The following is a 25,703-nucleotide window of genomic DNA, read 5'->3' on the forward strand; positions in this document are numbered from 1 at the left end:
CTTTTTTGCAGGCTTTTTGTATGCCTTAAAATTTACTGGCGATAGATCTCATGACCATTGTTAGCCACGGCGATCTGCGAGGTGGAAACGCCCTTCAGTGTGATCGTGGTCCCATCGGAGAGCAGAATCTGCGATCCGCCTCCGCCCAAAGCAGAACCCACCGTCTCCACGGTCGGGGCGCCTGAATCGAAGGTGCCGGAGCCATTGATCAGCCAAATCGCGTCATGCGCGCCGAAATCGGTGATGGTGAAATCGCCACCGGTGATGCTGACCTCTTGCCCGCCCAGGGTCGTATAGGTGCCTAACACGTTATAAATATTCGAGGCGCCTGAAACGGTCGAACCTGTGAGCGTGGTGGAGGATGCCTGGCCGATCAAGAAGTTCTGAGATCCGGAACCGCCGGCGGAAACGAGGTCTCCCACCGCCTTCACTGTTCCTATCCCGTAATTTTCAAAGCCCACAAAGAAATCGTTGGACCCGCCGCCGCCGATCAGAGATTCCTCGCCCTGGCCCGTATAGAGCAGGTTATTCGCGCCCGACGCGCTCAAGAGATCCTGGGCGCCGCCACCCACCAGCGTCACGTTACCCGCTCCGCCGACCAGTGAGTTGAAGCCCGCCCGGCCTCCGACAAAGAACCCGCCGGCATTGCCGCCCCAAGCCGTCACCGCGTTATTTGCGTAAACGACGTTCCCATTAATGATGTAAGTGCCGCCATAAACGGTCTGGGCCTGGGTCGAATTATTGATGAAATCCAGATTGCCGCCCGCCCCCGGCAGAAACGCCACGGATGCCACGGCACTATCCGAGGCGGTAACGGTGGCATTATCCGAATTGGCTACAAACACGCTCGTGGTGGCGTTGCCGACCGCATTCACATTGCCCGTGCTGCCCGTGGGACCGCTCAGGAAAACGGTATCACTGCCGCCCGTGGTGATATACTCGCCAGAAAGCGAACCGCCCCCAACCGAGATCACATCCTTTCCGCCCGCCGCGTAAATCGAGCTGAACCCGCCGGTGACATTATATGTCACATCGCTATTCGCGCCGAACAGTGCCAGATTGGTGAAGGCCGAGCCGTCAACCGTGACCACCCCAGGAAATTCTACCCAAAGGCTGGTGGCCGAGGCGGGGACGGAAACGGAATTCGTCATGGCCGGCCCGTTCGTAATGCCCCCCACACTGTTGAAATTGGAAATTTCAAACACAGCAGGAAACGCCGGCCCGCCACTATTAACCGTATCGCCCAAGGCAGGATTGTAATCAGCATAACCGACCATCCCCCCATAAATGGAGGAAGCCATCCCGCCAGCATACTGGTTTAAGAATGCATTAATGGAATCAGGCAGTGCGGACGGAATCGTTAAAATTCCGGACTGGCCGTTGAAAGCACCGTTAATCGTAATCTGCCCAACCATCGGAATCCCCTTCTCAAACCCACCTTATGCGGGGTGTTTAACGCTGCGTTGCGGAAAATGCAAACAAAAATCCACAGGCAGGGTTGTATTTTTTTCATATAAAAGACTCAAAATCAGATAATAGTCTTATTATTAATTTATATCCCTCAACCTTGAGGCAGCGCATTTTAATTAAAGCGGGGGAAATCCCCGGCTTTTGCCTTGGCGGGCATCTCATAGCTGAAGACGCTGACTACTATTTGAGAGGAAGCGGCAGCCGATCCGCAGAAGGTTCAGATTACAAATTTGAAACCAAATACAAGCAAGGCGCACTATCCCTGCCGCAGCCAAGCCTCGATCAGGCGGCGGGCGATCGACTCCTCGGGCGGAATCGAAAATCCCAGCGCCTCGCGGTTGCGCACATCCTCACGGGAGAACCAACGAGCATCGAGAATCTCGTTATCCTCCAGCACGATCTCCTCGCTGAGCCCCTCGCCATGAAATCCCAGCATCAATGAGGCGGGAAAAGGCCAGGGCTGGCTCGCATGGTAGGTCACGGCGCCTACCCGCACACCAGTCTCCTCCATCACTTCCCGGCGGACGGCATCCTCTAAATTCTCCCCCGGCTCAACGAAGCCCGCGAGAGTGGAGTACATGTTCTGCCTGGCCGGAAAATTTGCGGATTGGCCGAGCAGCGCCTTTTCCCCCCGCGTGATCAGCATGATCACCGCCGCATCGGTGCGGGGAAAATGCTCTTTTCCGCATTGCTCGCATTGGGCCATCCACCCGGCCTTCCGCGGCGTCAAAGCCCCCGCGCAGAGCGGGCAGAATTTATGCGTCGCCCGCCAGTTGAACATGCCGAGCGCGGTCAGCAGCAAAGCCGTGTGCGTCGCGGGCAGGCGGGTCATCAAACTTCGCAACCCGCGGTAATCGCCACCCTCCAGCGCCGCGGGCAGGTCCCGCCCGGTGAAATCCACGGCAAAAACCGGCCGGCCTTCCACCCGTCCCAGAAACAGGTCGGGCGCCTCGCCAAACGGCGGCAGCAGCGCGGCCCGCAGCCCCGCTGGCGTTTCCTCCACCAGCGCCCTGCCTTCGTGCAGCACAACGTAGAGGCTCCTGCCATCCTCCGCCGCGCGCGCCTGCCAGGCGGGGTCATCCCGCAGATATGCAGCCCGGTCCAGCGCCATTCCCACCGGTTCCGGGACGTTTTCGCTTTCATAAAGGGAGGTCATGCCTCACATGTGGCATGGCGGGTTTTTTCTGCCAAGCTTGCGCTTCCCCTCCGCAAAAGCGATAATCGGCGCGGGAGATCGGCGGCGGACATTGCGGCCCGCCAACCTGGTCAGGGCCGGAAGGCAGCAGCCATAACGGTGTTCGCGTGGGTCGCTGCCCGGTCTCCCGCCCGGTTTTCTTGCAAGGTCCGCACCGCTCATGGGTTTGTTCGACGACGATGCGCCAGACGCCCCGCCGCCGGGCCCGGGCCTCTTTGGCGATGAGCCGGATGCCGGGGCGCCCGCGGCGGCGGCCTATCGCGTTCTCGCCCGCAAATACCGCCCCCTCAGCTTTAATGATCTCATCGGCCAGGAGGCGCTGGTCCGCACCCTGCGCAACGCCTTCGCCATGCGCCGTATCGCCCATGCCTTCATGCTCACCGGCGTGCGCGGCGTGGGCAAAACCACCACGGCCCGGATTCTTGCCCGCGCGCTCAACTGCACCGGGCCGGACGGCCAGGGCGGCCCCACCCCCGACCCGTGCGGCGTCTGTGAGAATTGCCGGGCGATTCTCGCGGACCGCCACCCGGACGTGGTGGAGATGGACGCCGCCTCCAATACCGGCGTGGACGACGTGCGCGAGATCATCGAGGCCACCCGCTTCAAGCCGCTCGCGGCCCGGGTGAAGGTCTTCATCATCGACGAGGTGCATATGCTCTCCAAGGCGGCGTTCAACGCGCTGCTCAAAACGCTGGAGGAGCCGCCCCCGCATATCAAATTCGTCCTCGCCACCACGGAGATCCGCAAGGTCCCCGTCACCGTTCTCTCCCGCTGCCAGCGCTTCGATCTCCGGCGCGTGCCGGCGGACACCCTCGCCGCCCATTTCGCGGCGGTGGCGGCCCAGGAGCGGGTGGCCATCGCCCCTGGCGCCCTGGCGCAAATTGCCCGCGCGGCCGATGGCTCGGTGCGGGACGGGCTCTCCCTGCTCGACCAGGCCATTGCCCGCGGGGCCGAGGATGGCGGCGAAATCACCGCCCCGATGGTGGCGGAGATGCTGGGCCTCGCCGATCGCGGCATCGTCTTCGACCTGATGGACGCGGTGGCGCAGGGCGACATCCAGGCCGCGCTGAGGATTTCCGACGATTCCTACGCGCGCGGCGCCGATCCCGGCATTCTCCTGGCTGATCTGCTGGGCCTCGCCCATCTTCTTACCCGCATGAAATCCGTGCCCTCGCTGGCCCAGAGCCCCGCCCTGCCGGAGATGGAGCGCACCCGCGGCAAAACCCTGGCGGATATGCTCTCCATCCCCTTCCTCGGGCGGCTGTGGCAAATGCTGCTGAAAGGCTTGCAGGAGGTGGAGGCGGCTCCAGACCGCCGGGCCGGGGCGGAGATGATCCTCATCCGGCTCTGCCATGTCGCGGATCTGCCGCCGCCCGGAGATCTGGTCAAAAAACTCACCGAGTCCCAGGGCGCGCTCACCGGCCCGCCAGCGGGCAGCCCCGGCGGCGGCGCGCGGGCGGTGGTCAATGGCGGCGCGGTGGCTCAGGCGGCCCTGCCCCGCGCCCTCACCTTTCAAGACGTGGTGGCCCTGGCCCAGGCGCGGCGGGACGTGATGCTCTACGCCCATCTGCGCCAATCCGTGCATCTCGTGCGCTTCGCCCCGCCGGTCATCGAGATGCGCCTCGCCGCCGACCCCCGCGTGCCGCGCGACCTCACCGGCCGCCTCGCCGCCCTGCTGGAGGCGGAAACCGGCCGACGCTGGACCATCGTCCTTTCCCATCTGCCGGGCGAGCCGACCATTGACGAGGCGGAGGGGGTCGCCCGCGCCAGGGCAGAGGATGAAGCCTTGGCCCACCCCCTGGTGCAGGCGATTCTTGCCCAGTTTCCCGGCGCGCGTCTGGAAGCTCCCGCCCCGCCGGCGGAGGAGCCGGAAATGCCGGCGGATTGGGCCGCCCTGACCCCGCCCGACGACTCATATGAAGGAGAAGAGGAATGAAGAACATCGCCGGCCTGATGAAACAGGCCCAGCAGATGCAGCAAAAAATGGCCGATATGCAGGCCAGGCTGGAAGCGGCCGAGATGGAGGGTGTGGCGGGCGCGGGTCTCGTGCGGGTGGTGCTTTCCGGCAAGGGGGCGCTCAAATCCGTGAAAATCGATCCCAAGCTGATCGACCCGGCGGAGACCGAGATGCTCGAGGATCTCATCATCGCCGCCCATGCCGACGCCAAGGCCAGGCTGGACGCGATGATGGAGGCCGAAACCAAGAACGCCATGGGCGGGCTGCCGCTGCCGCCAGGGCTGAAATTGCCGTTCTGAGGTGGGCGGGCCGGAACTCGAGCATCTGATCGGCCTGTTCGGGCGCCTGCCGGGGCTGGGGCCGCGCAGCGCGCGGCGCATCGTATTGCGGCTGCTGCGCGAAAAAGAGACCGGGCTGGAGCCGCTGGCCGCGGCGCTGCGGGCGGCGGCGGCCTCGGTGCGGAATTGTTCGATCTGCGGCAATCTCGATTCCGCCGACCCTTGCGCCATTTGCGCCGAGCCCCTGCGCGAGGCCCGCATCTGCGTGGTGGAGGGGGTGGCCGATCTCTGGGCGCTGGAGCGCGCCCATGTCTATCGCGGCACCTATCATGTGCTGGGCGGCACGCTCTCCGCCCTTTCGGCGCGGGGGCCGGAGGATCTCGCCATCGCGCCCCTGCTGCGGCGGCTGGAGCAAGGCGGCGTGGAGGAGGTGATCCTCGCCTTGCCGGCCACGGTGGAGGGGGCGGCGACCACCCATTATCTCACGCATCAGCTGCGCCGCTTCGGCGTGCCCGTTTCCCGCCTCGCCCAGGGCGTGCCCATCGGCGGCGCGCTGGAGGTGCTGGATGAGGGCACGCTCGCCACCGCCTTGCGCGCCCGCGGCGCGGCCTAAAAAGATAAATATGGATACAGCCTGTGGGTTTTTGAAAATGAGCACTCAAAACCAAATTTTATATGACGATCACAACATCGTGGTAATCGGGCATATTGGCCAGTCCAACGAGTTAATCATAACTTTTGGAGATTTAATCAGCCTAGCCAATGGACTGAATTTTTTCGGAGAAAAGCTTATCAATAATTTGGCTCTTAACGCTATCGGCTTCATGGCGAAATATCCAAATTGGTACCCTTATGAGAGTATGGAAAACTCTTTGCTTTCCATTTCTAATTTTTTAGAAAAATTCGAAGAACGCATATTATATGGAGGATCAATGGGCGGGTACGCCGCCCTTAAATACTCTCGAATGCTCAAGGCTACTAATATTATCGCGTTGTGCCCTCAATGGACGATTGACCCGAACGAATGTGATGGAACGAATCCCGGTTGGCAAACGCACTTTAAAAGAGAAATGTCGGGAATGAGCATAAAACACTCCGACACATCGGGCTCAGCTTACGTGTTTTTTGACCCCTTTAATCCAACAGACACATTTCACGCGCACAAAATCTGTAATTATTTCGTAGACATAACATTGATACAGGTTCCATTTGTTAATCATAATGTTACTCCCTGCATGGCTGGAACCGAAGCGTTCCAGAACTTAAAAATCGCCTGCCAAGGAAAAAACATCAATGTTTTACGTCAAATATCAAGGCATCAACGGCGCCGATCCGGATATTATCGTAATGAATTAGCAACTAGGGCTGTGTCGCGTCGACCAAAATTGACTTTTAGTTTTATACTAAAACATAAAAACTCTACGGAAATTCCTAAACTGTGCTTCACCGGCCCCTATCTCATTGAATTGGCAGAACAGCTCTATAAACAAGGGCATTTAACGGAGAGTCTTATATGTTTTGATTTTTGCAAAGCGATTCTTCTCCCCCCTTCTCGCCGAGCCCTGGTTGTCTACCTCGCAGCAGAAATTTTTAAACGCAACTTTTTTCTATCTAGTTTTCATAAAACAGTTCTGGTTTATAATCTACGGTCATTTAATTGCCGACACGTTTCGATAGCAAACCTAGATGCGAAATTTGATATTCCCGTTTCCTTGGTTCTGAAAGGAAGGATGGGACATCTAGTAATAAAAAGAGATAACTTTGAAATATATTTAGGAGTCTCCCTGAAAGGAGAACTCCCCGTCGATGAAGATTCGGCCGCTGAGTTTAATATTAGCCGAACCCCCGACAATAAATTTAATTTCTCGCATAACAATAAATTTCTCTCTGCGGAACCCAACGGAAATCTCATCTGCAATCGCCAAGACGCCCGGGACTGGGAAAAATTTGATTTTGAAATTGTCTAGCGGATCCTTATTATGAACACGCTCGACCCCGCCGATTGGTCCGCCCTGCGCGCCCTTGGCCATCAAATGCTGGACGATATGGTGGACCATCTCGCCACCCTGCGTGACCAGCCGGTCTGGCGGCCCATGCCCGAGGTCCTGCGCGAGAGCTTCGCGGCCCCCCTGCCCGTCCAGGGCACGGCGCCGGAGGCGCTCTACGCCCGCTTCCGCGATGAGATCCAGCCTTACGTCACCGGCAATCTCCATCCCCGCTTCATGGGCTGGGTGCATGGCGGCGGCAACCCGGTCTCGATGCTGGCGGAGTTGCTGGCGGGGGCGATGAACGCCAATTGCGGCGGCCGCGACCATGCCGGTATCGTTGTGGAGCGGCAGGTGATCGCCTGGGCGGCGGCGATGCTCGGCATGCCCGCCGGTACCTCCGGCGTGCTGCTCACCGGCTCCTCCATGGCCAATTTCTGCGCCGTGCTCTGCGCGCGCCAGAAGGCGCTGGGCGAGGCCGGGCATGAGACCGGCGTGGCGGGGGCCCGCCTCACCGCCTATGCCTCGGCGGGGGCGCATCGCTGTATTCCCGCCGCGCTGGACATGGCCGGGCTCGGCCGCGCCGCCTTGCGAAAAATCCCGCTCGACGACCAATTCCGCATGGATATGGATAAGCTGCGCGCCGCCATCGCGGCGGATGCCGCGGCGGGGTTCCGCCCCTTTCTCGTCGCCGCCACCGCGGGCAGCGTTGATACCGGCGCGTTCGACGACCTGCACATAGCGGCGGAGATCGCCGCGGCGCATGGCGCCTGGTTCCATGTGGATGGCGCTTTCGGCGCGCTCGCCGCCCTCTCCCCCGCCACACGCCCCCTCACCGCCGGGCTCGGGCGCGCCGATTCTATCGCCTTCGATTTTCATAAATGGCCGCAGGTCACCTATTCCTGCGGCTGCGTGCTGGTGCGCGACCCGGCGATTCACACCGCCACCTTCGCCCAGCCCGCCCCTTATCTCGCCGCCGCGCCGCGCGGGCTGGCCGGAGGCTTCCCCTGGCCGTGCGATCTGGGGCCGGACCTCTCGCGCGGCTTCTCGGCGCTCAAGGTCTGGATGAGCCTCTCCGCCTACGGCACGCAGGGGCTGGCCCACGTGGTGGAAACGAGCTGCGCCCTGGCCCAGCGCCTCGCCGCCCGGGTGCGGGCCAGCAACCGGCTCACCCTGCTGGCGCCGGTGCCGCTCAACATCGTCTGTTTCGGCATCAAGGGCAAAAGCGACGATGAGGTGATCGATCTGGTCGCGGATTTGCAAGAGGATGGGCTGTTCGCCCCCTCCACCACCCGCATCGGCGGGCGGGTGGCGATCCGCTGCGCCATCGTCAACCACCGCACGCGGGCGGAGGATATCGATGCTTTGGTGGAGGAAATCCTGCGCCGGATTATGGCGCCCGCAGCCGGGTGATCCATTGGTCAAGCTGCGCCGCCGGCAGCCTGGCCTTACGCAAAAACATGAACTCCGGCCGGTTCAGCGCCTCGATCTCGGCAAGCTCGGCGAAGACGCGGGGCGGCTCGGGCGCGTTCCAATCCACATAGGTCAGTGGCCGGTTGACCGGCCCCAGGCTTTCCCCGATGATCGTCTGGAAATAGGATTCATCCGGCGCCTCGGAAAATTCGAAAGAGTCGCGCAGCCACGCATCATCCTCCCAGCTCCGGAGAATTTTATCCATCGCCGCCGCGGTCAGGGCCATCCACTGCGAGCCGTACCAGAAACGCTCCAGTTTTTTCTTTCCCCGATTCATCAAGGCTTCAAGCCGTTTCATGCGCGCGATCAGATCGGGCGTGACGGCCCGTTCCCGCAAGGGAATCCAGCGGATCTGTGTCGCCACGCTGTCGAAAAGAAAAAACGACTCGTACCGGAATCTGAAATCCTCCGCCTCGCGGGTGGTGATAAATTCCTCCGGCCCCGATAATTTGTTGCGGATCACATCCGGCGGCTGCAGCGGCAGCGTGTCGTCGGAGAGAATCACGTAACGCGCATAGGGTTTTTGGCCGTGCGCGGTCTGGATCAGGCTGATCATCGCGTCGATCATCGTGAAGCCGCGCCAAAACACGTTGATCCGTGGCGTGATGAACCGCACCGGCCAGGGGCGGGCCGCGTCCCGGAACCACGCCTCATCCGCCTTGGCGTCCACATGGACGAAGAGATCACACCCCGCGCCGGCGAAAAAACGCGCGAGCCCCGCCAATCCGCCGGGAGACGTATGGGCCAGGATCAAAACGGCGATATCGTTTCCGTCCGCCATCGCATCTTCCAGCTCTCCAATCCTAGTCTTTCGCCAGCCGCAGGGCGATGCTCGCCGCATGCGCCGTCAGCCCCTCCGCCTCGGCCAGCGCCACCGCGTGCGGCCCCAGCGCCGCCAACGCCGCCCCCGGCGCCTCGGCATAGGTGGTGCGCTTCATGAAGTCATAGACCGAGAGCCCGGAGGCGAAGCGCGCCGTGCCGGAGGTGGGCAGCACATGGTTGGGGCCGATGATGTAATCGCCCATCGCCTCCGGCGTGTCGCGCCCCAGAAACACCGCCCCGGCATGACGGATTTTGGCAAAGAGCGGCCAGGGTTCGGCCAGCATCAATTGCAGATGCTCGGGCGCGACCTGGTTGGCGATGGCCGCCGCCTCGTCCCAGCCTTGCACGAGGATGATCGCGCCGTGGCGCTCCCAGCTCGCCCCGGCGATCTCGCGGCGCGGCAGCGCCGTCAGCGCCGCCGCCACCGCGGTCTCGACCCGCGCGGCCAGGCGGCCGCTGGGGGTGACCAGGATGGATTGGGCGTCCTCGTCATGCTCGGCCTGGGCCAGCAGGTCCATCGCCACCCGGTCGGGGTCGTTCCCGTCATCGGCGATGATCAGCACCTCGGAAGGCCCGGCGATCGAATCGATCCCCACCTGGCCGAAGACTTGGCGCTTGGCCTCCGCCACATAGGCGTTGCCCGGCCCGACGATACGGTCCACCCGGGCGATGCTGGCCGTGCCATAGGCGAGGGCCGCCACCGCCTGCGCCCCGCCGACCCGGTAGATCTCGTCGAGTCCCGCCGCTTTCGCCGCAGCCAGCACCAAGGGGTTGAGCACCCCATCCGGCGCGGGCACCACCATGGCGATGCGCCCCACCCCCGCTACCCTGGCGGGAATCGCGTTCATCAGCACCGAGGAGGGATAGGCCGCCTTGCCGCCGGGCACGTATAGCCCCACCGCGTCCAGCGCCCCCCAGCGCATCCCGCACACCACTCCGGCCTCGTCGGTATATTCGATGCCGCGCGGCAATTGCGCCCGGTGAAACGCCTCGATCCGCCGCGCCGCCACAGCCAGAGCCTCGCGCAGGCGGGGCGGCGTCGCGGCCTCGGCGGCGTCCATCTCCGCCCTCGTCACCCGCAATTCCGCGGCCGTCAGCCTCTGGCGATCGAAGCGCGCGGTATAGCCGAGCAAAGCCTCGTCGCCCTCGGCCCGCACCCGGGCGATGATCTCCCGCACCTGGGCCGAAACCTCCGCCAATCCCTGGGCGCGGGTGAGCAGCCGGGCCAGGGCGGCGGCAAAATCCGGCTGGGCGGTGGAAAGCCTCATCATGGCGCCAACGCCTTTCTAAAGGCCTCGATCCAGCCGCCGATCTCCTCGGGCCGGGTCTTGAGCGCCACGCGATTGACGATAAGGCGGGAGGAGACATGGGCGATGACATCCGTCTCCACCAGCCCGTTGGCCTTGAGCGTGCCGCCGGTCTGCACCAGATCGACGATCAGGCGCGAGAGGCCGAGGCCGGGCGCCAGCTCCATCGAGCCGGAAAGCTCGACGATCTCCGCCTGGATGCCCCGCCGGGCGAAGTGGCGGCGGGCGATGTTAGGGTATTTGCTGGCGACACGTATGGCGGAGACGCGGGAGAGATCGGTCTGCCCGGCCTCGTCCCCCGGCTCGGCGACCGAGACGCGGCAGCGGCCAATGCCGAGATCAAGCGGCGCGTAGATCTCGGGATAATCGAACTCCATCAGCACGTCCGCGCCGCAAATGCCGATTTGCGCCGCGCCGAAGGCGACGAAGGTCGCCACGTCGAAGGAGCGCACCCGAATCACGTCCACGTCCGGATGGCGTGTGGAAAACCGCAGCTTGCGGGAGGATTCGTCCGCATGGTCCGGCTCGGGCTCCAGCCCGGCGCGGGCAAGCAGCGGCCCCGCTTCCTTGAGAATCCGCCCCTTGGGCAATGCGAGCACGATCGACATGGCCGTGCCCTGTACCACCCGCCCGGGCGGCCGGCTAGGCGGAGCCGTCCGCCCAGGCGGAAACGTGATTAATGCACCAGATAAGGGAGCATGTTGTGCTGAACAATCGCGGCCGCCGCCAAATCCGGGTTCGCCGCCAGCGCCATCGGCGTGCCGTCGGCGGCATGAATGGCAAAAGCCGGGCCGTGATCGGTCATCACCGGCTTGACGAAGGCGATCTCCTCCAGCCCGAGCATCGCCAGCTGGGCAGCGGAAATGTGATGAATGTCGAGCACCGTGCCGGGAACGAAATTGGCCGTGCCGTCATGGGTCTTGATGTTCATAATCTGTCCTTTCAGCCCCTCGGGGCGGCATATCCGGCCCAAGGTCCAAGCGTAGTTTAATTTGGTAAGGGCCGCCGTTTTGGCCAGCCCGCGCGGCGGCGCCAATGCGAAATCCGCCTTAATCTCCGTCCACCGTGCGCGGGGCGGCGACCTTGCCTTGCCCGCGGGAAATGGGAATGGTCTTCACCACCGGTTGCGGCGTGGGACGGATGAGGTCCACATGCAACAGGCCGTTATCCAGCCACGCGCCCTTCACCTCGATCCCCTCCGCGATCACGAAGGCCCGCTGGAACTGGCGCGCCGCGATGCCGCGATGCAGGAAGACGCGTCCCTGAGCATCGTCAGTCTGGCGGCCCCGGATTACCATCTGGTTATCCTCCAGGGTGATTTGCAGATCGTCCATGGTGAACCCCGCCACGGCGAGGGTGATGCGCAGCGAGACCGGGCTTAGCTGCTCTATATTATAGGGCGGATAGCCGTCGGATGATGTTTTCGCGGCGCGTTCGATCATCTGTTCCAGATGGTCGAAGCCGAGAAACATCGGCGAGGTGAAAACGCGTGTCGTCATGTCAAAAGCTCCCCCAAATGAGCGAAGCAGGCGTGGGCCCTCTGGCGAGGCACCCGGGTTCACATGTTGGCATGGTTTTCCTGCGATGCAAGAGGCAATGGTTGGCAGGGGCGGGCCGGCGGATTACATGCGTGGCATGTCCGAGACACAAACCGGCGCGCCGGTCCTGCCCATTCTCATCCACCCCGCCCCGGTCCTGCGCAGGACGGCGCGTCCCGTCACCGCCGCCGACGCGGAGGAAATCCGCCGCCTCGTTCCCGCCATGTTCGCCACCATGTACAAGGCGCCGGGCATCGGCCTCGCCGCCAACCAGGTCGGCAGCCTGTTGCGGGTGATCGTGGTGGATGTGGCCAAGGACGAGCCCGCGCCGCTCGCCCTCATTAATCCGGAGATCGTCGCCCGCTCGGATGAAACCGCCACCCAGGAGGAAGGCTGCCTCTCCCTGCCCGACCAATACGCGGAGGTCACCCGTCCCGCCCGGGTCCGGCTGCGCTATCAGGACCCCGAGGGCGCGCGCAAGGAGATCGAGGCGGAGGGCCTGCTCTCGGCCTGCCTGCAACACGAGATCGATCATCTCAATGGGATTCTCTTCGTGGACCATCTCTCGGCCCTCAAGCGCAACATCCTGCTGCGCAAGCTCGCCAAGGCGCAGAAGGAGCTGAAGGCGCGCGCATGAGCGGGCGGCTGAGGCTGGCCTTCATGGGCTCGCCGGATTTCGCCGTGCCGGCGCTGCGCGCCCTGGCGGCGGCGCACGACATCGTGGCGGTATATGCGCAGCCGCCCAAACCCGCCGGGCGCGGCCAGAAGCAAACCCCTTGCCCCGTCCATGCCGCCGCGCTGGCGCTGGGCCTGCCCGTGCGCAATCCGGCGCGGCTGCGCCGCGACGCGCAGGAGCTGGCCCATTTCCGCGCCTTGGGCCTCGATGCCGCCGTGGTGGCGGCCTATGGGCAGATTCTGCCGCCGGAATGGCTGGCCGCGCCCCGGCGCGGCTGTCTCAACATCCACGCCTCGCTGCTGCCGCGCTGGCGGGGAGCGGCGCCGATCCAGGCGGCCATCGCGGCGGGGGATGCGGAGACCGGCATCACCGTGATGCAAATGGAGGCCGGGCTGGATACGGGGCCGATGCTGCGGCGCGAGGCCACTCCCATCGGCCCGCGCGAGACCGCCGCCGAGCTGCAAGACCGCTTGGCCGAAAGCGGCGCGCGGCTGATCCTGCGGGAGCTGGCGGAGCCGAGTGCGCCCATCATCCAGAACGAGGCGCTGGCCACCTACGCTCCCAAACTCACCCGCGAGGATGCGCGGCTGGATTTTCGCCTGCCCGCGGCGGTGCTGGAGCGGCGCATCCGCGCTTATCAGCCCTGGCCCGGCGCGCTCGGGCTGCTTGGCGACGTGGTCGTCAAATTCCTCGCCGCCGAGGTGGTGGAAGGGTCCGGCATTCCCGGCACGCTGCTCCCGGGGGGGCTCACCATCGCCTGCGGCGAGGGCGCGCTGCGCGTCACCCGGCTGCAACGGGCGGGCAAATCGCCGATGACGGCGGAGGAGTTCCTGCGCGGCTACAAGCTGCCCGGGGGGGCGCGCTTCTATTGAGCCTTTGGGCGCTCGAGCTCGAATATGATGGCGGCCCCTTCATGGGCTGGCAGCGGCAGAAACACGGGCTCGCCATCCAGCAAGCGGTGGAGGAGGCCGCCGCCCGGCTGCGCGGCGGGGCGGAGCCGGGCGAGGCCATCGCCGCCGGGCGCACGGATGCCGGGGTGCACGCGCTGGCGATGATCGTGCAGATCGAGCTGCCGGACCTTTCCCCCTTCCGCATCCGCGAGGCGATGAATTTCCACCTCAAGCCCCACCCCATCGCGGTGCTGCGCTGCGGCCCGGCCCCGCCGGGCTGGAACGCCCGCTTCTCTGCCGTCTCGCGCGCCTACCGCTATGTCATCCTCAACCGGCCGCAGCCGCCCACGCTGGAGGCCGGGCGGGTCTGGCACGTGCGGCCCGGCCTGGATGAACAGGCCATGCACCGCGCCGCCCAGTTCCTGCTTGGCCATCACGATTTCTCCTCCTTCCGCGCCGCCGCCTGCCAGGCCAAAACGCCGATGCGCACGCTGGACGCGCTCGCCGTGCGCCGGGAGGGCGCGCATGTGATCATCGAGACCCGGGCACGCAGCTTCCTTCATCACCAGGTGCGCAACATGGCGGGCAGCCTCAAGATGGTGGGCGAGGGACGCTGGCCGGAGGAAAAGATCGCCGCGATCCTCGCCGCCCGCGCCCGCCCCGCCGCCGGGCAGACCGCCCCCGCCGCCGGGCTTTATTTCACCGGCGCGGCCTACGACCCGCCGCTTGAACTGGCCTGACCGCCGGACCACACTGCCGCGGAGCCCGAGGAGTCCCATGCCCCACGCCGATTTCGTGCATCTGCGCGTCCACTCCGCCTATTCCCTCTCGGAGGGCGCGATCAAGCCGGAGAAAATCGCCGCGCTGGCGGCGGCGGACGCCATGCCCGCCGTCGCCATCGCCGATACCTCCAACATGTTCGGCGCGCTCGAATTCAGCCAGGCCTGCGCCAAGGCCGGGGTACAGCCCATCATCGGCTGCCAGCTCGGCCTCGCCCGCCCCGGCGCCCCCACCCCGCCCGCCCCCGTGGTGGCGCTGGCGCAGACCGAGACGGGCTACGCCAATCTGCAACGCCTCTCCTCGCTCTCTTATCTGGATGGCGAGGCGGCAAAGCCGCAAATCAGCCTTGCCCAGCTGCTCGACCATGCCGAGGGCCTGTTCCTGCTCACCGGCGGGGCGCGCGGCCCGCTCGGCCGGCTGCTGGCCGAGGGCCAGATGGAGGAAGCCCGCGCCAGCCTGGCGGCGCTGAAAGAGGCGTTTTCCGGCCGCCTCGCCCTGGAACTCCAGCGCCATGGCGAGGCACTGGAGCAGGCGGTCGAGCCCGGTTTCCTTATCCTCGCCGAGACGCTGGATCTGCCCCTCGCTGCCACCAATGAGTGCTTCTTCGCCCATCCCGGCATGTATGAGGCCCATGACGCCCTGCTCTGCATCGCCGAGGGGCGGGTGCTGGCGGAAAAAGACCGCCGCCGCGTCACCCCTGAGCATTGGTTCAAGCCCGCGGCGGCGATGCGCGCCTTGTTCGCCGACCTGCCGGATGCCTGCGACAACACCCTCGCCATCGCCCGCGGCTGCGCGGTGATGACCGCCACCCGCAAGCCGCTGCTGCCCGTCTGCGCCAAGCTGCGCGGCGGCGCGGGCGAGGCGGAGACCCTGCGCGAACTGGCGCGGGAGGGGCTGCGCCAGCGCCTCGCCGCCGAGGCGATCCCCGAGGCGGAAGAACCGCCCTATTGGGAACGGCTGGAGTTCGAGCTCGGGGTCATCGCGCAGATGGGCTTTCCCGGCTACTTCCTCATCGTCGCGGATTTCATCCAATGGGCGAAATCCCGCCGGATTCCCGTGGGGCCGGGGCGCGGCTCGGGGGCGGGCTCGCTCACCGCCTGGGCGCTGCGCATCACCGATCTCAACCCGCTGCGCTACGCCCTGCTCTTCGAGCGCTTCCTCAACCCCGAGCGTGTCTCCATGCCGGATTTCGACATCGATTTCTGCCAGGAGCGGCGGGACGAGGTGATCAATTACGTCGTCAACGAATACGGCGCCGAGCGCGTCGCCCAGATCATCACCTTCGGCAAGCTCCAGGCCCGCGCGGCAGTGCGCGATGTCGGGCGGGTGCTCGGCCTGCCCTACGGCCAGGTCAACAAGGTGGCGGAGCTGATCCCCAACAACCCCGCCAAGCCGGTGAGCTTGCGGGAGGCCATCGCGGGCGAGCCCCGGTTGCGCGAGATGCGCGACGCGGATGAGGGGCTGGCGCGGCTGCTCGAAATCGCCCAGCAGATCGAGGGACTCTACCGCCACGCCTCCACCCATGCCGCCGGCGTGGTCATCGGCGACCGTGATCTGGTCGAGCTGGTGCCGCTTTACAAAGACCCGCGCTCGGATCTGCTCGTCACCCAGTATTCGATGAAATATGTCGAGCAGGTCGGGCTGGTGAAATTCGATTTCCTCGGCCTCACCACCCTCACCATCATCGACCGGGCGCTGAACTTCCTGCGCCGCCAGGGCATCGAGCTGGACATCGCCGCCATCCCGCTGGATGACGCCAAGACCTATGAGATGATCGGGCGCGGCGACACCGCCGGGGTGTTCACCTTCGAAACCGCCTTGTTCCGCACCGCCCTCGCCCAGATGCGCCCGGACCGGTTTGAGGATCTCATCGCCATCCAGGCTCTCAACCGCCCGGGGCCGATGGCCAATATCCCCGATTATTGCGAGCGTAAGCGCGGCGCGCCATGGGCGGCGCCCGACCCCGCCATCCACCCCATCCTCGCCGAGACCTACGGCATCATCGTCTATCAGGAGCAGGTGATGCAGATCGCCCAGGTGATGGCGGGCTACACCCTGGCGGGGGCGGATCTGCTGCGCCGCGCCATGGGCAAGAAAATCCATGCCGAGATGGAGGCGCAGCGCAAGATCTTCTGCGAGGGCGCGCTGAAAAAGGGCTTCACCGAGGCGCGGGCCAACGAGATCTTCGACCTGATGGCGAAATTCGCGGATTACGGCTTCAACAAATCCCACGCCGCCGCCTATGCCCTCGTCTCCTACCAAACCGCCTATCTGCGCGCCAACCATCCGGTGGCGCTGCTCGCCGCCTGCATGTCCCTCGCCCTCGCCAATACCGAGAAAATCGCCATGCTGCGGGCGGACGCGCTGCGCCTTGGCATCCAGGTCCTGCCGCCGGACATCAACCGCTCCGGCGCGGATTTCGAGGTGGAAACCGCCCCGGATGGCGGCGCCGCCATCCGCTACGCGCTGGGGGCGGTCAAGCGCGTGGGGGTGGGGGCAATGCAGGAGCTGGTGCGGGCGCGCGGCGATCGCCCCTTCGCCTCGCTCGAGGATTTCGCCGCCCGCATCGACCCGCGCGGCCTCACCCGGGCCCAGATCGAGATTCTCGCCAAGGCGGGGGCGTTCGACAGTCTCGAGCCCAACCGCGCCCGCGTCTTCGCCGCCGCCGAGGCGATCTTGCGCGCCGCCCAGACCCGCCTGGCCGAGCAGGAGAGCGGGCAGATCGGCCTGTTCGGCGGTGGCGGGCCGGAGCCGCTCCGCCTCACGCGCGGGCCGGACTGGCCGGAAATGGAGCGCCTCGCCTTCGAGGCGGAGGCGATCGGCTTCCATCTCTCCGCCCACCCGCTCGACATGTACGCCCAGGCGCTGCGGCGGCTGGAGGTCGTGCCCTCCCACGCCATCCAGCGCCGGGCCGAGGCCGGGGGCGGGCGCGTCAAGCTGGCGGGCACCGTCACCGCCAAAAAGGAACGCGTCACCCGCACCGGCAGCCGGATGATGTGGCTCACCCTCTCCGATATGCAAGGCAGTTTCGAGGTGACGCTGTTCTCCGAGGTGCTGGGGCGGGCGCGGGAGATGCTGGAGGAAGGCGCCGCGCTGATGGTCACCGCCGATCTGAAGCTGGAGGGCGAATCGCTGCGCATCACCGCCAGCGACGTGGCCTTGCTGGACGACGCCGCGCGCGAGGCGGGCGCCAGCCTGAAAATCTGGCTGGACCGCGAGGAGGCGGTGCCCTCGCTCAAATCCCTGCTGGAGCGCGAGGGGCGCGGGCGCGGGCGGGTGATCCTGGCGCCGCGCACCGGCGCCGCCGCCCGGCCGGAGCTGCGGCTGCCGGGCGGGTTCAACGTCTCGCCCCGGCTGGCCCAGGCGGTCAAGCTCATTCCGGGGGTGGAGCTGGTCGAGACCCTATAGGCTCCGCCGCCGCGGCGCGAAGAAAGGCATGGGCCATCTCATGATAGAGCGGGCGCCGGCACACCAGGCGCGATACCCCCATCCCCAGCATGGCGGCGACCATCACCGGGATCATCGCCCCGGTATTGCCGGTCATTTCGACAATGATGACGAAGGCGGTCATCGGCGCCTGCACCACGCCGGCGAAATAGCCGGCCATGCCGAGCACCGCTCCCAGGCTGGCCCCGGCGCCGCCCATTTGCGCCGCCCAGGCGCCGAACCCCGCCCCCACCGAGAGCGAGGGCGCGAAAATGCCGCCGGGGATGCCCGAGGCCGCCGTCGCCAGCGTCGCCACGAATTTGGCGGGCCAGTAAAACCAGGGCGGCGCCGCGCCCTCCACCGCCGCGCGGGCGATGGCATAACCGGCGCCGAAACTCTCGCCGCCTGAAAGCAGGCCCATCAGCGCGACGAGGCCGCCGCAAGCCAGAGGATAAAGCAGGCGGCGGCGCGGGTTTGCCGCGATCAACCCCCGCGCCCAGCCCATCAGCCCCAGCAGCCAGCGGCTGAACGCCCCGCCCAAAAAACCGCCCGCCACGCCGCAAAACACGGTCAGCCCCCAATCCCTCCACCCGGTGACGGTGGCGCTGGTCACGCCGAAATAGGTGTAGTTCCCCATCACCCCCAGCGAGACGAGGCCGCCAATGATCACCGTCGTCAGCACCAGGCCGTTGGTCTTGGCCTCGAAGCTGCGGCTCATCTCCTCGATGGCGAACACCACCCCCGCCAAGGGCGCATTGAAGGCCGCGGCGATGCCCGCCGCCGAGCCCGCCAGGATCAGGCCCCGCTCATTTTGCAGCCCGCGCAACCGGCTCACCTGCAGCATGATCCCGGCGCCGAGCTGCACCGTCGGCCCTTCCCGCCCCACCGAGGCGCCGCAAATCAGCGCCAGCACCGTCAGCGCCACCTTGCCGGCGCATAGCCGCAGGGAGAGCAGGCGGCGGCGGGCGAGGCCGCGCGGCAATTCCCGCGCCGCGATGGCCTGGGGGATGCCGCTGCCCTGCGAGCCGGGAAACAGGCGGAAGGCCGCCCAGGCGCAGAGCACGAAGCCGAGCGGCGTGATGAGCAGGGGCCAGAGGCTTCCCTGCGCCCGGATCTCGCGGAACAAAGTCTCGCCGCCATCGGCGGCCTTGGCGAACAGCACGCTCGCCAGCCCCACGCCCACCGCCCCGCCCCAGAAGGCCGCCCGCCGCCGCCAGAACCGGCTCATTAACCGGGGCAGCCGCCGCGCGGCGATCTCCCGCCACTTCCCCAAGCCCTTGCCTCCCATCCTCAACGCCGCTAGTAAGCCCGCACGGATATGGGCACATAGCTCAGCGGTAGAGCACCACCTTGACATGGTGGGGGTCACAGGTTCAATCCCTGTTGTGCCCACCATATCCTGCTATTGCAATATGTTAGCGCCCGGTTTTCCCGGCCCGCCGCCGCCGCGCCGGGACCCGCCCCTGCGCCCGCCCCATGGCTGCCAGCTTGACGCGGGCGGAATACCGGCCCATTTGGGCGCAGTTTCCCGGTTTTCAGCAAGATGAGGCGTGTTTGTCCAAAGAAGATATGATCGAATTCAGCGGCACGGTCACCGAATTGCTTCCCAACGCCATGTTCCGCGTCAAGCTGGATAATGACCATGTGATCCTCGCCCATACCAGCGGTAAAATGCGCAAGAACCGCATCCGCGTGCTGGCAGGGGACCGGGTGAATGTCGAGATGACCCCCTACGACCTCACCAAGGGCCGCATCACATTCCGCTTCAAGTAATTCTAGCCTCGGCCAGCCCCCGCCGCCTCGCGCTGCTGCGGCAAATCGGCATAGAACCCGCCCGCGTCCTGCCTCCCGATATCGACGAGACTCCCCGCCCCGGCGAACTCCCCCGCGCCTATGCCCGGCGCATGGCGCTGGAAAAACTGCGGCCCGAGCCCGATTCCTATGTAATCGCGGCGGACACCGTCGTCGCCGCCGGGCGGCGCATCCTTCCCAAAACCGACTCGCCGGAGGAAGCGGCCAGGCATCTGCGCCTGCTGTCCGGCCGCCGCCATAAGGTGTTTTCCGCCGTGGCGGTGCGCGCGCCGGATGGCCGCGTCGCCTGCCGGGTGGCGGTGAGCGTCGTCGGCCTCGCCCGGCTGGATGAGCCGCAGATCAACGCCTATCTCGCCAGCGGCGAGTGGCGGGGTAAGGCGGGGGCCTATGCGCTGCAAGGCCGGGCCGCCGCCTTCATCGATTTCACCGCCGGCTCCTGCTCGGGGGTGGTCGGCCTGCCCCTCCACGAGACCGCCGCGCTGCTGCGCGGCCTGGGCTGGCGGTGATCGCCGTCTCCGTCCAGGATACGTTCATCCGCATCGCGCGGCTGCGCGGCGATGCGCTGCTGGAATTTCATGTCTGGAACCGCGCCGCCCCGGATGGGGTGGGCGATGTTTATACCGGGCGGGTGGAAACCCGGGAAAAGGCGCTGGCGGGATGCTTCGTGGCCCTCGGCGGCGGCCTCTCCGGATTTCTACCGGACAGCGCCGGCGGCAAAACGCTCACCCAGGGGCAATATGTCACCGTCAGGGTCAGCCGCGCCGCCCAGGGGGATAAGGGCCCGCGCCTGGACCTCACCCCCGCGCCGCCCGGCGCCGCCCCCGGCCTCATCGCCCGCGGCCCCGGCCCGCTGGCTGACCTCGCGGCCCGCTACCCGGCGGAGGAGATCGCGATCGACGATCACGCCCTCCTGGCCGAACTCCGCCCGGAGCTGCCCGCCGCCCGCTACACGCCCCGCGCCTTCGACCCGGTGCTGGAGGATGAGATCGCCGCGCTGCGTGAAAGCCCGGCCCCGCTCCCTCATGGGGCGCGCCTGCACATCACTCCCGCCCCGGCCGCCACCCTGCTGGATATAGACGCCGCCGCGGCCAGCGCCATGTCGCCGCTCGCGCTCAATCGCGCGGTGATTCCGGAACTCTGCCGCCAGATCGTGTTGCGTAATCTCTCGGGCGGCATCGTGGTGGATTTCGCGGGACTGAAGCCGGCGCGGCGGCGCGGCTTGTTGCCGCCTCTGGCGGAGGGGTTGAAAAACGATCCGCTCCGCCCCCATCTGCTGGGCCTGTCCCATCTCGGCTTCGCGGAGATCAGCCGCCGCCGCGTCCGCCCGCCCTTGCATGAAATCCTGCCGCCATGACCTGCCCCGTCTGCCGCCGTCCCTCCCATCCCGCCCATAAGCCCTTCTGCTCGAAGCGCTGCGCGGGTGTCGATCTCGGCCGCTGGCTCAACGACAGCTACCGGCTGCCAGTGCCCGCCGGGCAGGAGGATGAGGAAGGTGGCGGCAAGGATTGAGCCGCCACCCCTCGCCCGTCAGGCGGCGTGCCGCGCCGGCCGGCTTTCCAGCATTTTAATCAGCGCCTTATTGAAGGCGGGCAGATCATCAGGCTTGCGTGAGGTGATGACCATGCCATCCACCACCACCTCCTGATCAACCCATTCCCCGCCGGCGTTCTTGATGTCGGTGCGCAGCGACGGCCAGGAGGTCAGCTTGCGGCCTTTCACCGCCCCCACCTCCACCAGGCTCCACGGCCCATGGCAGATCGCCGCCACTGGTTTTCCCGCCTCGACGAAATGGCGGACGAAGGCCATCGCCTCCTTGTTGGTGCGCAGTTCATCCGGGTTGGCGACCCCGCCCGGCAGCACCAGCGCATCGAAGCTCTTGGCGTCCACCCGGTCGAGCGTCTGGTCCACCTTCACCTTATCGCCTTTCTCATGATGCCGCATGCCCTGGATCTCGCCGCCATGCGGCGCGACCACCACCGGCTCCGCCCCCGCTTCGCGCAGAGCGCGCACCGGCTCTGTCAGCTCGGATTGTTCGAAACCATCCGTGGCCAGCACGGCGACTTTGAGGGATTTGAGATTGCTCATGTGAGATCCTCCTTTCTTTGGCGGAAACCGCCTCTGATGGAATGCAGGACCAATTGGGAGCCGCGCCGCGGAATCCAAGCCGGATGACGCCTTCCTCATCTGCCGGCCAGGATCGGCGGAGCGGAAGCTGTTATTCCATGGAGCATGGAGCAAACCAATTTTCTCTCCGAGGCCGAAAGGGAACGCATGCGCCACTATGCCGCCCAGGCCTGGCGGTTGATGGAGCGCGCCCGCCAGGAAGCGGAGCGCGCCGCGCGAGAGGCGGATACCCGCGAGCCCGCCCTGCACCAGCCGGCGGAGCGCGGCACCGCCGACCCGCTGGAAGACCCGGCCAGCTTCGGAGGGTTTTAACCCATCCATAGCCTGCGCACCGCCATTCCCCACCGGCTGGACCGGCTGCGCTGGAGCCGCTTTCACGCGCTGATCCTCGCCGGGCTGGGCACCAGCTGGATGCTGGACGGGCTGGAAGTCACCATCATCGGCGCCATGGGCGCGGTGCTCGCCAGCCCGCGCACCCTGGGGCTGGGGCCGGGCGATATCGGCGCGATCGGCTCATGCTATCTGGGCGGCGCGGTGGCGGGCGCGCTGGTCTTCGGCTGGCTCTCGGACCGTTTCGGCCGCCGCCGCATCTTTTTCATCACCCTCGGCTGCTATCTCGCGGGCGTGCTGCTCAGCGCCTTCGCCTGGAACGGCGTCTCGCTCGCCGCCTTCCGCCTGCTCACCGGGCTCGGCATTGGCGGGGAATACGCGGCGGTCAATTCCGCCGTGGACGAGCTGATGCCCGCGCGGCTGCGCGGCCGCCTCAGCCTCGGCCTCAACGGCACCTACTGGCTGGGCGCGGCGCTGGGAGCCGGGATGACGCTCATTCTCCTCGACCCGCGCTACCTGCCCGAGAGCCTCGGCTGGCGGCTCGGCTTCGGGTTGGGGGCGGCGCTCGGCCTGGTCGTCATCGCCCTGCGCCGCATGATCCCAGAAAGCCCGCGCTGGCTGGTGACGCATGGCCAGGCCGAGGCGGCGGAGGCGGTGATGAGCGAGATCGAGGCGAGAACCGGCACGCCTCCGCCCGGAGCGCTCCCCGCCCTCACTTTGCATCCCCGCAAGAGTTTCGGTCCCGGCCTCATCCTGCCCGTGCTGTTCGGCCAATATAAAAGCCGCACCGTGCTGGTGCTGGCGCTGATGGCGGCGCAGGCCTTTCTCTATAACGCCTTGTTCTTCACCTACGCGCTGATGCTCACCCGCTTCTACCACGTCCCCCAGGGGCGGGCGGGCATTTATCTCCTGCCGCTGGCGGCGGGCAATTTTCTCGGCCCGCTGCTGCTCGGCCATCTCTTCGACACTGTGGGGCGGCGGCCGATGCTGGCCCTCACCTACATCCTCTCCGGGCTGATGCTGGCCGTCACCGGCTACGGCTTCGCGCTGGGCTGGTTCAACGCCACCACCCAGACCCTCGCCTGGGCCGCGATATTTTTCGTCGCCTCCTCGGCGGCGAGCGCGGCGTATCTCACCGCCAGCGAATTATTCCCCTTGGAAATCCGCGCCATGGCCATCGCCCTCTTCTACGCCTTCGGCACGGCGCTGGGCGGGGTGGCCGCCCCCCTCGCCTTCGGGCGGCTCATCGGCTCCGGCCATCCCTGGAGCATCTGCGCCGGCTATGGCTTCGCCGGGGCGCTGATGCTGGGGGCGGGAATTCTCGCCGCCTTCCTGGCCGAGCCGGCCGAGGGCAAATCCCTGGAGGAGCTCTCCAAGCCGCTCTCGGCCGTCTAAGCGGCCTATCCGAGGTTGGAGAACGCCTTGCTCAGCACCTCCACGCCGGGGAGGATCTTGCCTTCCATCCATTCCAGGAAGGCGCCGCCCGCCGTGGAGAGATAGGTGAGATCGTCATGCACCCCGGCGAGCTTGAGCGCCGAAACCGTATCGCCGCCGCCGCCCACCGAGATCACCTTGCCCTCCTTGGTCGCCTTGGCGATGGCCTTGGCCAGCGTGTTGGTGGAGGCATCGAAGGGCTTGGTCTCGAACGCGCCGAGCGGTCCGTTCCAGATGATCGTCTTGATCTCCGGCAGGCGCTTGATGAAGGCGTCCACCGTCTCCGGCCCCACATCCAGCACCATGGCGTTGGGTGGAATGGCATCCACCCTCACCACCTGGGTGCGGGCGTTGGGCTCCAGCTTTTCCGCCACCACCACGTCCTTGGGCAGGATGACCTCGCAGCCCTTGGCGGCGGCGGTCTTCAAAATCTCCAGCGCCGCGGCGTGTAATTCCGGCTCCTGGAGGGATTTGCCGATATGATGGCCCTGCGCGGCGAGAAAGGTGTTGGCCATCGCGCCGCCGATCACCAGGATATCCACCTTAGTGACGAGGTTGTTGAGCAGATCGAGCTTGGTCGAGACCTTGGACCCCGCGACGATCGCCGCCACCGGGCGCTGCGGATGGCCCAGCGCCTTTTCCAGCGCCTGCAACTCCGCCTGCATCAGCCGCCCGGCGAAGGCGGGCATGTGTTTCGCCACCCCCTCGGTGGAGGCATGGGCGCGATGCGCGGCGGAGAAGGCGTCGTTGACGTATATATCGCCGAGCCTGGCCAGCTGCGCGGCGAATTCCGGGTCGTTCTTCTCCTCGCCGGGATGGAAGCGGGTATTCTCCAGCACCAGCACGTCGCCGTCTTTCATCCCGGCGACAGCCTTCTCGGCCTCGGGCCCCACGCAATCCGGCGCGAAGCCGACCGGGCGGCCGAGTATGCCTCCCAGCGCCTCGGCGACGGGTTTGAGGGAGAGCTCCGGCACCACCTTGCCCTTGGGCCGGTCGAAATGGCTGAGCACGATCACCTTGGCGCCTTTTCCGGACAATTCCCGGATCGTCGGCAGCAGCCGCTCCAGCCGGGTGGCGTCCGCCACCTTGCCGTCCCGCATGGGCACGTTCAAATCGGCGCGCAGGAGAACCCGCTTGCCCTTAACGTCAACGTCGTCGAGCGTGCGGCCCGGCATGGCCGCCTTCGCCTGGCTCACAGCGCACCAAAATAGGCGGCGGTGTCGGACATGCGGTTGGAGAAGCCCCACTCATTATCGTACCAGGAAAGCACGCGGGCGAGGCCGCCATCCACCACCGTCGTCTGCGGCGCGTCGAAGGTGGACGAGGCCGGCACATGGTTGAAATCCGAGCTGACCAGCTTCTCGGTGGAATAGCCGAGAATCCCCTTCAGCTCGCCCTCGGCGGCCTTCTTCATCGCGGCGTTGATCTCCTCCGCCGTCGCTTGGCTCCGCAGCACCGCGTCCAGCGAGATCAGCGACACGTTGGGGGTGGGCACGCGGATGGCGGTGCCGTCCAGCTTGCCCTTCAGCTCCGGCAGCACGAGGCCGACGGCTTTCGCGGCACCCGTGGAGGTCGGGATGATGTTGCAGGCGGCGGCGCGGGCGCGGTGCAGATCCTTATGCAGCGTGTCCACGGTCTTCTGATCGCCGGTATAAGAATGGATCGTCACCATATAGCCGCGCTCGATGCCGAAGCTCTCATGCAGCACCTTGGCGACGGGGGCCAGGCAGTTGGTGGTGCAGGAGGCGTTGGAGATCACCTGCATATCCTTGGTCAGCGTCTTGTGGTTGACGCCATAGACGATGGTGGCGTCCACCCCATCGGCGGGCGCGGAGACCAGCACCTTGCGCGCCCCGGCGGTGAGAAGCTGCGCCGCCGCCTCGCGCTTGGTGAACAGGCCGGTGCATTCCATCGCCACGTCCACGCCCTGCAAGGGCACCTTGGCCGGGTCGCGCTCGGCACTCACCTTGATCGGGCCGTAGCTGCGCCCGTTATGGGTGATGACCAGGCTGTCGCCCTTCACCTCGACGGTGCCGGGAAAGCGCCCATGCACGGTATCGTAGCGGAACATATGGGCGTTATCCTCGACCGAGCCGAGATCGTTGATCAGCACGGGCGTCACGTCGTCACGGCCGCTTTCGATCAGCGCGCGCAGGACGAGACGGCCAATGCGGCCGAAGCCGTTGATCGCGATTTTTACAGCCAT

At 66.1% G+C, this 25,703-nt stretch carries 26 protein-coding genes, 1 tRNA gene and 1 other RNA gene; 17 read left to right on the top strand and 11 right to left on the bottom strand.

Annotation, left to right across the window (positions count from 1 at the left end):
- Positions 1-32: 32 nt before the first annotated feature.
- Together M7H45_RS09345 and nudC are read right to left on the bottom strand one after the other, a co-directional pair.
- Positions 33-1,415, bottom strand: coding sequence for a hypothetical protein (locus tag M7H45_RS09345; protein ID WP_298216337.1), 1,383 nt, complete (start codon positions 1,413-1,415; stop codon positions 33-35).
- A 311-nt stretch (positions 1,416-1,726) separates the two neighbouring features.
- Entirely contained in the window at positions 1,727-2,626 is a 900-nt protein-coding gene (gene nudC, locus M7H45_RS09350; protein ID WP_298216339.1) for an NAD(+) diphosphatase, read from the bottom strand.
- A gap of 72 nt (positions 2,627-2,698) precedes the next feature.
- On the opposite strand from nudC, the gene ffs reads away from it, so the two are divergent.
- From ffs to M7H45_RS09380, 6 genes are all read left to right on the top strand, one after another.
- An RNA gene (gene ffs, locus M7H45_RS09355) (signal recognition particle sRNA small type) lies at positions 2,699-2,797 on the top strand.
- Positions 2,798-2,825: 28 nt separating this feature from the next.
- Entirely contained in the window at positions 2,826-4,601 is a 1,776-nt protein-coding gene (locus M7H45_RS09360; RefSeq protein WP_298216341.1) for a DNA polymerase III subunit gamma/tau, read from the top strand.
- Positions 4,598-4,921, top strand: coding sequence for a YbaB/EbfC family nucleoid-associated protein (locus M7H45_RS09365; RefSeq protein ID WP_298216342.1), 324 nt, complete (start codon positions 4,598-4,600; stop codon positions 4,919-4,921). Before M7H45_RS09360 ends, M7H45_RS09365 begins: the two co-directional genes overlap by 4 nt.
- Position 4,922: 1 nt before the next feature.
- Positions 4,923-5,513 (top strand): recombination mediator RecR, encoded by a 591-nt coding sequence (recR, locus tag M7H45_RS09370; protein ID WP_298216344.1) that lies wholly within the window; start codon positions 4,923-4,925, stop codon positions 5,511-5,513.
- Positions 5,514-5,523: 10 nt separating this feature from the next.
- A complete protein-coding gene (locus tag M7H45_RS09375) occupies positions 5,524-6,867 on the top strand; it encodes a hypothetical protein (protein ID WP_298216346.1) in 1,344 nt (447 codons plus the stop codon).
- Positions 6,868-6,879: 12 nt separating this feature from the next.
- A complete protein-coding gene (locus M7H45_RS09380) occupies positions 6,880-8,298 on the top strand; it encodes a pyridoxal-dependent decarboxylase (RefSeq protein WP_298216348.1) in 1,419 nt (472 codons plus the stop codon).
- Here the strand turns inward: M7H45_RS09380 and M7H45_RS09385 are convergent.
- The 5 genes from M7H45_RS09385 to M7H45_RS09405 form a co-directional block, all read right to left on the bottom strand.
- Positions 8,276-9,139 carry a beta-1,6-N-acetylglucosaminyltransferase gene (locus M7H45_RS09385; protein WP_298216350.1) on the bottom strand — a complete coding sequence of 288 codons (864 nt, stop codon included), beginning with the start codon at positions 9,137-9,139 and terminating at the stop codon, positions 8,276-8,278. The genes M7H45_RS09380 and M7H45_RS09385 overlap by 23 nt on opposite strands.
- Before the next feature lie 22 nt (positions 9,140-9,161).
- A complete protein-coding gene (gene hisD, locus M7H45_RS09390) occupies positions 9,162-10,451 on the bottom strand; it encodes a histidinol dehydrogenase (RefSeq protein ID WP_298216352.1) in 1,290 nt (429 codons plus the stop codon).
- Positions 10,448-11,095: an ATP phosphoribosyltransferase gene (gene hisG, locus M7H45_RS09395; protein WP_298216354.1), complete on the bottom strand. Its 648-nt coding sequence runs from the start codon at positions 11,093-11,095 to the stop codon at positions 10,448-10,450. Before hisG ends, hisD begins: the two co-directional genes overlap by 4 nt.
- Before the next feature lie 68 nt (positions 11,096-11,163).
- A complete protein-coding gene (locus M7H45_RS09400) occupies positions 11,164-11,418 on the bottom strand; it encodes a DUF1150 family protein (RefSeq protein WP_298216355.1) in 255 nt (84 codons plus the stop codon).
- 118 nt (positions 11,419-11,536) lie between these two features.
- Positions 11,537-11,986 carry an Hsp20 family protein gene (locus M7H45_RS09405; protein WP_298216357.1) on the bottom strand — a complete coding sequence of 150 codons (450 nt, stop codon included), beginning with the start codon at positions 11,984-11,986 and terminating at the stop codon, positions 11,537-11,539.
- Between the two features lie 136 nt (positions 11,987-12,122).
- Here M7H45_RS09405 and def point away from each other — a divergent pair, with 136 nt between their 5' ends.
- Genes def through dnaE form a run of 4 tightly spaced genes read left to right on the top strand, consistent with a single transcriptional unit; the run spans position 12,123 to position 17,779 of the window.
- Complete coding sequence (gene def / locus M7H45_RS09410; RefSeq protein WP_298216358.1) at positions 12,123-12,662, top strand: peptide deformylase; 540 nt, start codon at positions 12,123-12,125, stop codon at positions 12,660-12,662.
- 8 nt (positions 12,663-12,670) lie between these two features.
- Positions 12,671-13,573 (top strand): methionyl-tRNA formyltransferase, encoded by a 903-nt coding sequence (fmt, locus tag M7H45_RS09415; RefSeq protein WP_298216403.1) that lies wholly within the window; start codon positions 12,671-12,673, stop codon positions 13,571-13,573.
- A complete protein-coding gene (truA, locus tag M7H45_RS09420) occupies positions 13,570-14,331 on the top strand; it encodes a tRNA pseudouridine(38-40) synthase TruA (RefSeq protein WP_298216360.1) in 762 nt (253 codons plus the stop codon). Before fmt ends, truA begins: the two co-directional genes overlap by 4 nt.
- A 37-nt stretch (positions 14,332-14,368) precedes the next feature.
- Positions 14,369-17,779: a DNA polymerase III subunit alpha gene (gene dnaE, locus M7H45_RS09425; RefSeq protein ID WP_298216362.1), complete on the top strand. Its 3,411-nt coding sequence runs from the start codon at positions 14,369-14,371 to the stop codon at positions 17,777-17,779.
- Here the strand turns inward: dnaE and M7H45_RS09430 are convergent.
- On the bottom strand, positions 17,745-19,070 hold the full coding sequence (locus M7H45_RS09430; protein WP_298216364.1) for a chloride channel protein: 1,326 nt from the start codon (positions 19,068-19,070) through the stop codon (positions 17,745-17,747). The genes dnaE and M7H45_RS09430 overlap by 35 nt on opposite strands.
- A 47-nt stretch (positions 19,071-19,117) precedes the next feature.
- Between M7H45_RS09430 and M7H45_RS09435 the strand changes: the two genes are divergently transcribed.
- From M7H45_RS09435 to M7H45_RS09455, 5 genes are all read left to right on the top strand, one after another.
- A tRNA-Val gene (locus tag M7H45_RS09435) sits at positions 19,118-19,192 on the top strand.
- Positions 19,193-19,366: 174 nt separating this feature from the next.
- On the top strand, positions 19,367-19,570 hold the full coding sequence (gene infA / locus M7H45_RS09440; protein WP_408832781.1) for a translation initiation factor IF-1: 204 nt from the start codon (positions 19,367-19,369) through the stop codon (positions 19,568-19,570).
- Positions 19,555-20,115, top strand: coding sequence for a nucleoside triphosphate pyrophosphatase (locus tag M7H45_RS09445; protein ID WP_298216405.1), 561 nt, complete (start codon positions 19,555-19,557; stop codon positions 20,113-20,115). Before infA ends, M7H45_RS09445 begins: the two co-directional genes overlap by 16 nt.
- On the top strand, positions 20,112-20,963 hold the full coding sequence (locus M7H45_RS09450) for a ribonuclease E/G (RefSeq protein ID WP_298216368.1): 852 nt from the start codon (positions 20,112-20,114) through the stop codon (positions 20,961-20,963). Before M7H45_RS09445 ends, M7H45_RS09450 begins: the two co-directional genes overlap by 4 nt.
- Entirely contained in the window at positions 20,960-21,118 is a 159-nt protein-coding gene (locus M7H45_RS09455) for a DNA gyrase inhibitor YacG (RefSeq protein ID WP_298216370.1), read from the top strand. Before M7H45_RS09450 ends, M7H45_RS09455 begins: the two co-directional genes overlap by 4 nt.
- Positions 21,119-21,136: 18 nt before the next feature.
- On the opposite strand, the gene M7H45_RS09460 is transcribed toward M7H45_RS09455, so the two are convergent.
- The gene (locus M7H45_RS09460; protein WP_298216372.1) at positions 21,137-21,694 is read right to left on the bottom strand and encodes a type 1 glutamine amidotransferase domain-containing protein; all 558 of its coding nucleotides are present in this window, start codon (positions 21,692-21,694) and stop codon (positions 21,137-21,139) included.
- A 144-nt stretch (positions 21,695-21,838) separates the two neighbouring features.
- Between M7H45_RS09460 and M7H45_RS09465 the strand changes: the two genes are divergently transcribed.
- Both M7H45_RS09465 and M7H45_RS09470 read left to right on the top strand, forming a co-directional pair.
- The gene (locus tag M7H45_RS09465) at positions 21,839-22,045 is read left to right on the top strand and encodes a hypothetical protein (RefSeq protein WP_298216373.1); all 207 of its coding nucleotides are present in this window, start codon (positions 21,839-21,841) and stop codon (positions 22,043-22,045) included.
- A 99-nt stretch (positions 22,046-22,144) separates the two neighbouring features.
- On the top strand, positions 22,145-23,458 hold the full coding sequence (locus M7H45_RS09470; protein WP_298216375.1) for an MFS transporter: 1,314 nt from the start codon (positions 22,145-22,147) through the stop codon (positions 23,456-23,458).
- 5 nt (positions 23,459-23,463) lie between these two features.
- Here M7H45_RS09470 and M7H45_RS09475 read toward each other — a convergent pair whose 3' ends face one another.
- Both M7H45_RS09475 and gap read right to left on the bottom strand, forming a co-directional pair.
- A complete protein-coding gene (locus tag M7H45_RS09475) occupies positions 23,464-24,672 on the bottom strand; it encodes a phosphoglycerate kinase (protein WP_298216377.1) in 1,209 nt (402 codons plus the stop codon).
- Between the two features lie 17 nt (positions 24,673-24,689).
- On the bottom strand, positions 24,690-25,703 hold the full coding sequence (gene gap / locus M7H45_RS09480; RefSeq protein ID WP_298216379.1) for a type I glyceraldehyde-3-phosphate dehydrogenase: 1,014 nt from the start codon (positions 25,701-25,703) through the stop codon (positions 24,690-24,692).

It is taken from the genome of Acidocella sp., assembly GCF_027352905.1.
Taxonomy (GTDB): Bacteria; Pseudomonadota; Alphaproteobacteria; order Acetobacterales; family Acetobacteraceae; genus Acidocella.